We start from the raw sequence: 10,005 nt of genomic DNA, 5'->3' as shown, positions 1-10,005 counted from the left end.
TTGCCATGCCCTTTTTTATTTGCTCTGTCGTAACAATATACTTTTTTCAAAGTTCAATAAGGTTTTTTACCTTGTTTTTTATGAATCAAACCTGAATTTTTGTTTTCAAGCCAATTACCAGTTACTTTTCGAAACTATACTTTTCCCAGAAAAACACTTAAAGTTAGCATACACAAGAGATTTAGGTTTGATTTCCAGGGGAAGTCCAATGCCAAACCTATCATTGAGCGAATGGAAATGGATATAAGTAAAAGAAGCATTATAACTTCAAAGAAGCGGCAATTTATGCCAGAGGGTATTTTATAGTTTATTTCAGGGGCTTTTGAACTGAGAATCATTATTATGGCTGCAGCTAAAAAAATTAAAAGTATAAGCTTAATATCATGGCTATTTTTCCCAGATAGTGTTCCGACAAGGACACCTAAAGCACCTGGAGCAACAAACAATCCTGGCACTGATGCCTTTCCAGGCCTTAAGCTGAGACTTATCATACCGCCCCCCACATGAAAAAGTGCATTACCTATGCCTGCCAAGCATATTGCAATAAAGGGAGCATCTGTAAGAAGAACTGATAACCCGCTTATTATGCAGCCTAAAGCTGCAGCTGCAGCAGGCTTTTTAAAAGCATCACAGGCAAGACCTAAAAGGGGCTGAAGGCCAAATGCCAGCAGATTGTATGTAACTATCAGAATTGGAAAGTTGGTCTCCTTATGGCAGTAAAACAATGCTGCTATTGTTGTTGCATCAACAAAAAAATGGGTGATTGCATATATTGCAAGGTTTTTATTTATGTTAGCGGCTTCCACATTCCTCATAAATCACTAAGTCCTTTTGTTAGTTTTTTATTACCAACTTGCTTTAATGCATCATATTCAATATAATAATTTTGAATAAATTTAAGTGATAAATCTATTATAGCAGGAGTAACACTTTGAAAAAACGTTTAATCTATTTTTCCTTATCCGCCATATGCTTTTTATGCTGTGTACTTATAGTAAAAATGTTCAATGATAATCTGTTTATAAGGGGATTTACAGGAGACATAATTGTTATTTTACTCATATATTTTCTTATAAAGGCTTTCTTCAATTTTAAGCCTTTAAATCTGGCCGTCTTTACTCTTTGTCTGGCCTACCTTACAGAATTTATGCAATTCTTACGGCTCATAAAGTTATTGGGGCTTAATCATAACGTGCTGGCACGATTGGTGATAGGATCGGTTTTTGATCCCTTTGATTTGCTGGCATATACCATTGGTGCAATTCTCGTTTATATAATTGATACCAAACTAATAGATTAAAAGTGCTAATAAAAGTGCTAATAAAGGAGATTCATAATCAATTTTAATATAATTTCATGTATAAAGAATAATTGCCTGACATAATATCTTATTCTGTGTCAAAAAATATGTGGCGAGGTGATTATTTTTGAAAAAAATATTTTTTTTAATATCAATATTTATTATGCTGTGTACTGTAAATGTTTATGCACAGAACACCACTTATACTGTGCAACCTGGTGATACTATCTGGAAAATAGCAGTAAAACACCAGGCCGGTATTAATGAAATTTTAGCCCAGAATCCAACAGTCAAGAATGCAAACTTGATCTACCCTGGGCAAAAGCTGATAATTCCAAGCCAAAGCAGTACAAAAGCTTATGAAGATGAAGTTTTCAGACTTGTGAATATTGAAAGGTCAAAAAATGGTCTGCCCGCTTTAAAAGTAGATTGGCAGCTCTCCAGGGTTGCGAGATATAAATCCCAGGATATGATAAATAAGGGTTACTTCTCCCATACCTCTCCGACATACGGTTCTCCATTTAAAATGATGGAATCTTTCGGAATCAGGTTCTCATCAGCTGGTGAAAACATAGCTTACGGTCAGAGAACACCTGCAGAAGTTATGAATGGCTGGATGAATTCACCAGGACATAGAGCCAATATTCTTAGCCCTTCTTATACCCATATCGGTATTGGTCTTGCCAAAACCAGCAGTGGAGTAAACTACTGGACTCAAATGTTCATGAAGCCTTTGGGTTAGTGCTGAAGGAAGTTCCCTGGACATGAAAATAATAAAAGATTCCTATTAACGTTACCGAGAATAGGAATCTTTTTTCAAATGTGCCTATTAGAAAAACTCCAGTCAAATATATTGTATTATTTTAGTCCTATATATTAGTTTATTTAGAAATATGAATTTAAGCTTAAACCGATCATCATTATTATAATAAAACTACGAGTTCTGCTGCATATTAGTGGGTTAATCAATTGTTACATCCTGTAAATCTTACCTTTTATACAAGTTTAATATTTGCTGAATATCTTTTTATGTATTTAGCTGTATTTTATCCTTAACACTGCACTCATACAGGAGGTTCTCATAATAAGTCACTACATTAAAAGTGTCACTAATCTAAGTTTTTTCACTTTTAATATTTATCAAAATTTTGAATATATCTAAGGAAAGCTTGAAATATGTTACTTTTCATCTTTCTAATAACATTATACCCAAAAATATCATATATATGTCATATATTTTATTTGTATTAAGTTTGTATGATTTTAATTATATTTCTATTTAGCCAAGGCTATGCTGGAACTTCATCAGCTGGCTTTTACCTTTTTAGATTCTTGTACATCGGGAATTGTCATAATTGCATGTTTTATATCCTTATTCATCTCAAAGACTGCAGCCTCAATCAAGTGATGTATGTCATCGGTGGAAAGCTTTCCCCGAGTCATTTGTGAAAGCTTGGATACAGCAGCAGATTTCTTAGTACCCCCATTACCGCCCCCGTAAATCTGCTCAACTGCCTTTACAACAGTTCCTGCAATGGTAACATACTTGAGTAAGTTTTCCTTATTTGTCTTGGTCAGAACAAATCTGATAACTATTGGTACTAATATTGCTATTGCAACTTCAATTAAATATTGAAGCAACTTCAAAAAAATGTCATGAAAAATGTCCACAGTTTATCCTCCCTAAATGCTATATACTTATAGATACCAAGCCGATGTAACTATACAGCCCGGTATCCGTAGCTAATTGTTGTTAATCGATAATTTGTTTCTCATATGCAAGAACTGCAATCTGAGCCCTATTATGGAACCTAAATTTATTGAATATATTATGTATATGTGCATTTACGGTTCCTTCGGCAATTTCTAATACACTTGCTATTTGATAGTTTGTATACCCCTTTGCTATGAGGCATGCAATTTTTTGCTGCATATTTGTCAATTTAGGTTCAGTTTTTAACATTTTTTCTCCCCCTCTAAAATTAGTGATAGTGAGATTAATCAGATTACAACCTTATCAATTTAACGTCTTATTATTTTTGCTGCAAGACCAGATAAAACGGTTTAATATGTTCATATACAAACTCTTCGTTTTTCCACTCCACAAACATGTATTTTATACCGTTATAAGTCCTTATATTATATGGATTAACCGTAGACAGCCTGTGGTTTACAAGCATGTTCCGGGTCCAGCTTATATATGAAGCGTCTGTTTTGCCGCCAGTCATTATGTTTATTTTTTCTAATTGGGGATAACTTGTTATGTATCGATTCTTGGCAGGATTAAAGCTATCCATATCATCCACTCTTCCTATGCTTTCCCACTTACCTATAGCCTGTCGGTCGTTTTCAAAGGGATAATCAATTTTTTCAATTACCCTGTTGGAATATGTAACTGCCTGAGCAACTGAAGATATTATTATGATCAACAAGATAGGAGCCGCAAAGAATTTAATGCTTGACTTTGATAGAATACGCTTGTTGTCCAATATCAAGCAGATTAATGAAAACAATATTGCAAAAACAACAGCCAGGCTTTCACATTCATAAATGTTATCCGAGTAAGCAAATGGGATGCTTATACTTGTTAATAAAATGGCTATCAATACTATCGTAAGCACACCAAACATGGAAGCTAGCACTAGTGCCTTCTTTCTGTCAATTGAGACCCTATGTGCAATTATCAGGGATAGAATGCCTATCAATAACAAATCCAACATTAAAAAGATTAAATTCCAAAAAACTACGCCTATCATCGGAACTGCATTATATGAACTATAAAAGATAAGATAGTTATTTATATAAGCCTTACTATTTATGAGGCTGAATATGACCATTATGGAATAATAAAGCGATATGCAGATGAATGCTTTAAATATTTTGGTACCAATTATCTGAAATGCCGACCTGGGCACAAGCTGTATAATATTTGGCGAACAATTTATAAAGTCTTTTCTAAAAATTCCTATTTCATAAAACATCATAATGGAAAATATAGCTATACCTATTAACGAAAGGAAATATGCCAGTGCTTCAGATAATGATAATGAAATATCTAAAAGCAAAACAAGATTAAACAATATTATTATAGCAGATGATATCAATATTACTTTAGAACTTCTTAAGAACTCGTATTTCAATAGCTTTGTCATACAAATCTCCCATATAAATGTTGAAAACTTATAAACTTATAATTATGCATTTTTTATCTGAGGTTGCTCTGCATTAGCAGTCTTTGTTTCCTTTGCAGTTTTCTTTTTATCAATTTTGTTTGTTTTTTTATTTTCTTTTGCTTCATAAACGACCATACCAGGCCTAAAGAAATTCCTTATTTGGTTCAAAAAGTTATCAAATAAACCCACACCTTCACCCCCCGGTTTAAATCAGATAAGATAAAAATCTATGTCAACCAATCTCCAAAGCATAAGGAGAACAGATTATTTTTATACTTCAAGTATACAACTTCCTGTACATATCTTCTATAGATTGATTCTGTTCAAATCTCAGATCTTCACAATCCCCCGATAAAGCAATGCTTCCCTCCGATATGAACGATACTTTGTCCAAGATACGTTCTACTTCACTTATTAAATGGGTAGTTATAATGACACATGAATCATCACAGTAGTAACTGTTTATGGCCTTTATTATCTTATCTCTCGTTATTGTATCTATTCCCATAAAGGGTTCATCCAACAAATAGACCGATGAATTCCTAGCTAATGTAAGGCTTAACCTCAACCTTTGGAGCATACCTTTGGACATTTTTTTTAATCTGTAATTCTCCGTTAAGTCCATGAAATCCATCAGCTCATCACACTTTTTTACATCAAAGTCCTGGAAGAAATCTTGGTGAAAATTGATTGCATCATTGACACTCATCCAATCATACAGCTGGTTGTTTTCTGTTAAAAATGCAACTTGAGATTTAGTGGATGTGCCCGGTTTTATACCATTTATAAGTACCTCTCCCGAATCGGGCTTTTCAATTCCTGATAAAATTTTCATCAGGGTTGATTTTCCGCTGCCATTTTGGCCCAAGATGCCTGATATAATTCCTTTTTCCACTTCAAGGTTTATGTCTTTTAAAATATATCTTTTATTGTATTTCTTACATAAATTCTTTATCTTCACTATCGCCTGCATCTGATACCCCTGCCTTAGATATTCTAATAACTGCATTTACAATCTCATCTTCACTAAAACCAAGTAGTTTCATGCTTCCAATAAACTTTTCAACCAATTGGTTGGACATATTTAACCTTAGGCTTGTTATCTTATCCTTATCCTCAGTTATGAACACGCCAATTCCTCTCTGTGTATATATTATTCCTTCAATTTCAAGTTCTCTTAATACACGCTGTATTGTATTGGATGTGACATTGAATTGTTCGGACATATCCCTGACTGAAGGAAGCCTGCTTCCGGGTAAAAACTGGCCGGAAACTATCTGCTCTTTTATCCAGTTCATAATCTGAACATAAATGGGTGTATTGTTTTCAAACTTTAAATCCATACAATCTCCTATCTTTTTATAAAATTCATTACCTATATTAAAAGACCACTCACTTTTAATATTATCAGTTTATTGAAAAATAACTGACTTGTAAATTTTTTATGTAAATACGATTTAAAAATATTTTATTACCTAGCCATCTAGAGCAAATTTTCTAGATAAAACAAATAAAGTAAATATAATGGACTTAAAGTGTTGCACTGTGTTACTTACATAATACACTCCTACAGATTTAATGTCAATACTTTTACTAAAGGTATGATTAAAAAATTACTTTCACTTTTGAGCTAGATTCCTAAAATTGTTTAAATGAAATTTTATATATATATTTACCATCTTTTATTTTCAATATTTTTGCATTAACATAAAAATGAGCTCAGCAAAATCAATACAGTACTGTAAACGAACTTACTGAAATCCAGTAGCAGCACTAGTGTCAAGTTACTTATAATATAGCAGTTTTGGCTTAAAGTACGCACCTAACCACTAATAGATATAACAAACAAAATTATGTCTAGACATAACAAAATCACTTGCGATTTTGCAACCTTGTAATTCATATTCATTAAAATGGGGAGATTAATAATGGAAAACTCAATTAAAATATTGTCATATAACTCAAACACTGAAGCTAAAATAAACACCGTATTTCCTTGGTTTAAATTACAGAACACAGGAAACAGTGTAATAAATCTTTCAGATGTAAAGGTCTGTTACTACTATACAATAGATGGTCCTGAGGTTTGCCAAAACTTCTGGTGCGACTGGTGTAACAGGGGAGCAGAAAATGTTACTGCTACTTTTGTTAAAATGAGAAGTCCAATGTCAAAAGCAGACCATTATATTGAGATCGGTTTTAAAGCAAATGCCGGAAAACTCGTACCAGGCGAAAGCATCGAGGTGCAATCAAGATTTGCCAAATCCGATTGGAGCAATTTCAATCAGTTAAATCATTATTCCTTTAACCAAATAGCTGCCAGTTATTCATTATGGGATAAAGTATCAGGCTTTATCTCGGAACGCCTTGTATGGGGAGAAGGAATATCACTGGATAAGTCAAATCTTGTCCTTAAAAAAGGAGACAATTTAAAGCTAAATGCCGATATTAGTCCTATAGAGAACGCAAACCCAACGGTGGTTTGGGGCAGCAGTAACCCTGATATTGCTGATGTAAATCAGGAGGGACTTATTACAGCTAAAGGCGGAGGTATAGCAACCATTATCGCAACTTCATCTGCAAATGGCTTTGTGGCAAAATGCCAGGTAGCTGTACATGGGTTTTTGATGGGAAAAATAAAGGAAGCTGCCAGTGATGCAGATATTCATGGGGTTAATGTAAGTATTTATGATAAAGAAGGTTATACTCTGGTAGGTTCAGACACAACTCAATCTGATGGAACCTACCTTATAAACCTGGCACCTGGAGAGTATAAAATTGTGATATCCAAAGAAAACTATATTACTGTAGAAGGCTTTGTAAATGTACAAAACAGCACATCCACATACAACACGTTGATAAAGCTTGTACCAAATAAATATACCGGCAGCGGTACTATAGAAGGACATATAAAAAATGCACATAACAACGAGGGCATAGGGAAGGCAACTATTAATTTGAGAAGGGGATTTAATGTAATAGAAGGAGAGATAACAGCTTCAGCACTTACAAACGAAGATGGTGGTTACATGATTACAGTGGATGCTGCAGGTTGTTATACAGGGGAGATTATTAAGGATGGCTTTATTAAAGATTACTTTACCGTTGAATCCATTAATGGAATTACCAATTTAAATCAGCATGCTTATTTAGTACCTAATCTGCAATGCGGCCAGACCTCAGCTGTACTTACATGGGGAACAGATCCTAGAGATCTTGATGCACACCTTACAGGACCTACACCTGATTGTAAGAGGTTTCATATAAGCTATCCCAACATATATTTTAAATTTGCAGATACTCAGTATGCAAAAATTGAAGTTGATGATGCCGATGGGTATGGACCTGAATCCATAACAATACTTAAACAAATTGGCGGTATTTACAGATTTTCCGTTCACGATTTCTCAGGCAGGAGTTCAAACCCTTGTGTGGGCTTGGCAAACTCCAATGCAAAAGTAAAGGTTTACCGTGAAAACGCCCTTGTATCGGTGTACAATGTCCCTTTAAATCTGGGCGGAACAGTCTGGACCGTATTTGAAATAGACGAAAGCAATATAACCCCGGTTAATAAAATGACTTATGCGTCAGAACCGGCAAAAATAAATTAATCAAATATAACCCCCTATAATACGCCCAGTACCTTTCAAAAATACTGGGCTTTTAGTTTTGAAAACTTTTTTCTTCATATATCATCATGCTTTTGAATACTTATAAATGTATAAATCAGGAGTATAAACTATAAGATATATGAAGATAATGGTATTAAAAAGAAAAACACTAGTGTTAATTGCTTTTATAGCAATACTTTTTTTATTTTCGCTCTTTTGTACTATACTGAGCTTTATTAAAAGTGCAAATAACGATTCATGTGCCAAAGTAGTCGTAATTGATCCAGGCCATGGCGGTATAGATGGCGGCACTACTCTTGCAGGCGTAATGGAAAAAGAAGTAAATCTTTATATATCTAAAAAGCTAAAATTTTACCTGGAAGAGAAGGGGTTTGAGGTTATCATGACCCGTGAAAAGGATACTTCATTAGATGGGCTGTCAAAGACAGGCGAGACTCGCCACCTAAGAGATTTAAACGCAAGGGTCAATCTAATTAACTCGAGCAATGCCAAATTGTTCTTAAGTATCCATGTAAATTGCTATTTAAGAAATCCTAGTGCAAATAGTGCTATTGTTTTTTACAGTAGCAAGTATCCCAAATCCAAAATACTTGCTGAGAGCACACAAAAAGAATTGAATTCCATCACTTTCGACGGAAATAAGAGATCTCCACACGAGCCTATAACAGCCGATTATTTTATATTAAATAAAACCAACATACCTGGGGTTATTGTAGAAACAGCTTTTATTTCCAATGATAATGACAGATACCTGCTAAAGAAAGATGAATTTAAAGATGAACTAGCACGAGCAATCGCACAAGGTGTTGAAAATTATTACTCCGAGGCTTATAACAGCACGCCCTTAGTTTAAAGCACCCTGACTTTTTATGATACCATCCAACCTATTCACATAATCAATAAACTCATTCTTGCCCTTTTCAGTCAGATTATATCTGGTGCGGGGCTTGTTGTTAAAAAAATCTTTAAGTATTACTATGTAACCTCCCGCCTCAAGCTTTGAAAGATGAATACTGAGGTTTCCATCGGTAGCACCGGTTATTTCCTTAAGCTCCCTGAAAGTTTTCTGACCGGTTATAAGGGCTGTAACAATTGCTATACGAAGCTTGGACTGAAATATATCAGGAATTGAGTTTATATCCAAGTTGCTCCCTCCTTGCCTGTTGAGCCCTTAAGTAAAATCCTGTATATAAGAAGGTAAATGGCAGCGATATGGCATACAGCAGTTGAATTAAGGTACTGTTAAATATAGGTACCCAAGTATATGCATGTAAAGCACTTAAAGCTATATAAACCACTCCAATTTTCATGGGCTGCTTATATCCTGTAAATAATGCAGTTGCAATAAGTGCAATTGCCAGGCTGAAAAGAGTCATTGAAAAATTATTTATTTCCAAAGCGATAGTTTGCATGCCTGTGCCTGATAATGCAGGAGTATTGATATTTACCTTGACGGGAATAACATTCATTATAAGTACTAACATCCATAATTTCATTAGATGCTTTTCAAGACCCACAAGAGGAATCTTTTTGGATATTTGCCTGTATATCAATCCAGCAGCCAAAGCTACTATTCCTAAAGGAAAAAAATAGCCCAGCACAGGATATTTTCCCATTATTTCCATTGTGCTTTCCCGGTTTTGATTCATCGCAATCATTACGATACTGTTAAGAATAAAGAGCAGTCCCCAGTATATAAATATTTTACTGAAGGCACTAAAGGACCTACTGGTCTTATCAATTACCCCCTTAATCAAAGAAATATTCTCGACAGCCTCACTTAATTTTCTTTCATCCATACAACCAACTCCTTTTAATCATTAAAGTACTTTATATTATAAAGTATACGCTTATAAACAATATTTGTCAATAGCACTTTATAATTATTAGTACAAAATCA

Annotated in this window: 13 protein-coding genes; 4 read left to right on the top strand and 9 right to left on the bottom strand. The window is 34.3% G+C overall.

Annotation, left to right across the window (positions count from 1 at the left end):
* Positions 1-134: 134 nt before the first annotated feature.
* Complete coding sequence (locus tag VIO64_RS13385; RefSeq protein WP_331919022.1) at positions 135-815, bottom strand: hypothetical protein; 681 nt, start codon at positions 813-815, stop codon at positions 135-137.
* Positions 816-931: 116 nt separating this feature from the next.
* Here VIO64_RS13385 and VIO64_RS13380 point away from each other — a divergent pair, with 116 nt between their 5' ends.
* Together VIO64_RS13380 and VIO64_RS13375 are read left to right on the top strand one after the other, a co-directional pair.
* Positions 932-1,300: a DUF2809 domain-containing protein gene (locus tag VIO64_RS13380; protein ID WP_331919020.1), complete on the top strand. Its 369-nt coding sequence runs from the start codon at positions 932-934 to the stop codon at positions 1,298-1,300.
* 163 nt (positions 1,301-1,463) lie between these two features.
* Positions 1,464-2,042, top strand: coding sequence for a CAP domain-containing protein (locus VIO64_RS13375; RefSeq protein WP_331919026.1), 579 nt, complete (start codon positions 1,464-1,466; stop codon positions 2,040-2,042).
* A gap of 563 nt (positions 2,043-2,605) precedes the next feature.
* Here the strand turns inward: VIO64_RS13375 and VIO64_RS13370 are convergent.
* The 6 genes from VIO64_RS13370 to VIO64_RS13345 all read right to left on the bottom strand — a co-directional run bounded on the left by VIO64_RS13370 (position 2,606) and on the right by VIO64_RS13345 (position 5,816).
* On the bottom strand, positions 2,606-2,971 hold the full coding sequence (locus VIO64_RS13370) for a phage holin (protein WP_331919018.1): 366 nt from the start codon (positions 2,969-2,971) through the stop codon (positions 2,606-2,608).
* Positions 2,972-3,053: 82 nt separating this feature from the next.
* Complete coding sequence (locus VIO64_RS13365) at positions 3,054-3,263, bottom strand: response regulator transcription factor (protein WP_331919016.1); 210 nt, start codon at positions 3,261-3,263, stop codon at positions 3,054-3,056.
* Between the two features lie 70 nt (positions 3,264-3,333).
* The gene (locus VIO64_RS13360) at positions 3,334-4,452 is read right to left on the bottom strand and encodes a hypothetical protein (RefSeq protein ID WP_331919014.1); all 1,119 of its coding nucleotides are present in this window, start codon (positions 4,450-4,452) and stop codon (positions 3,334-3,336) included.
* Positions 4,453-4,494: 42 nt separating this feature from the next.
* Positions 4,495-4,662 carry a hypothetical protein gene (locus VIO64_RS13355; RefSeq protein WP_331919012.1) on the bottom strand — a complete coding sequence of 56 codons (168 nt, stop codon included), beginning with the start codon at positions 4,660-4,662 and terminating at the stop codon, positions 4,495-4,497.
* Positions 4,663-4,750: 88 nt separating this feature from the next.
* Positions 4,751-5,446, bottom strand: coding sequence for an ABC transporter ATP-binding protein (locus VIO64_RS13350; RefSeq protein ID WP_331919010.1), 696 nt, complete (start codon positions 5,444-5,446; stop codon positions 4,751-4,753).
* Positions 5,412-5,816, bottom strand: coding sequence for a GntR family transcriptional regulator (locus VIO64_RS13345; protein WP_331919008.1), 405 nt, complete (start codon positions 5,814-5,816; stop codon positions 5,412-5,414). Before VIO64_RS13345 ends, VIO64_RS13350 begins: the two co-directional genes overlap by 35 nt.
* 585 nt (positions 5,817-6,401) lie before the next feature.
* Between VIO64_RS13345 and VIO64_RS13340 the strand changes: the two genes are divergently transcribed.
* Together VIO64_RS13340 and VIO64_RS13335 are read left to right on the top strand one after the other, a co-directional pair.
* Entirely contained in the window at positions 6,402-8,084 is a 1,683-nt protein-coding gene (locus VIO64_RS13340; protein WP_331919006.1) for a cellulose binding domain-containing protein, read from the top strand.
* Positions 8,085-8,232: 148 nt separating this feature from the next.
* Positions 8,233-8,958, top strand: a complete 726-nt coding sequence (locus VIO64_RS13335) for an N-acetylmuramoyl-L-alanine amidase (RefSeq protein WP_331919004.1) — start codon at positions 8,233-8,235, stop codon at positions 8,956-8,958.
* Here the strand turns inward: VIO64_RS13335 and VIO64_RS13330 are convergent.
* Both VIO64_RS13330 and VIO64_RS13325 read right to left on the bottom strand, forming a co-directional pair.
* Positions 8,950-9,249, bottom strand: a complete 300-nt coding sequence (locus tag VIO64_RS13330; RefSeq protein WP_331919002.1) for a transcriptional regulator — start codon at positions 9,247-9,249, stop codon at positions 8,950-8,952. The genes VIO64_RS13335 and VIO64_RS13330 overlap by 9 nt on opposite strands.
* Positions 9,227-9,904, bottom strand: a complete 678-nt coding sequence (locus VIO64_RS13325) for a hypothetical protein (protein WP_331919000.1) — start codon at positions 9,902-9,904, stop codon at positions 9,227-9,229. Before VIO64_RS13325 ends, VIO64_RS13330 begins: the two co-directional genes overlap by 23 nt.
* Positions 9,905-10,005: the final 101 nt, after the last annotated feature.

This window comes from Pseudobacteroides sp., assembly GCF_036567765.1.
Taxonomy (GTDB): domain Bacteria; phylum Bacillota; class Clostridia; order Acetivibrionales; family DSM-2933; genus Pseudobacteroides.
This window is presented reverse-complemented; position numbering and strand designations above follow the sequence as displayed.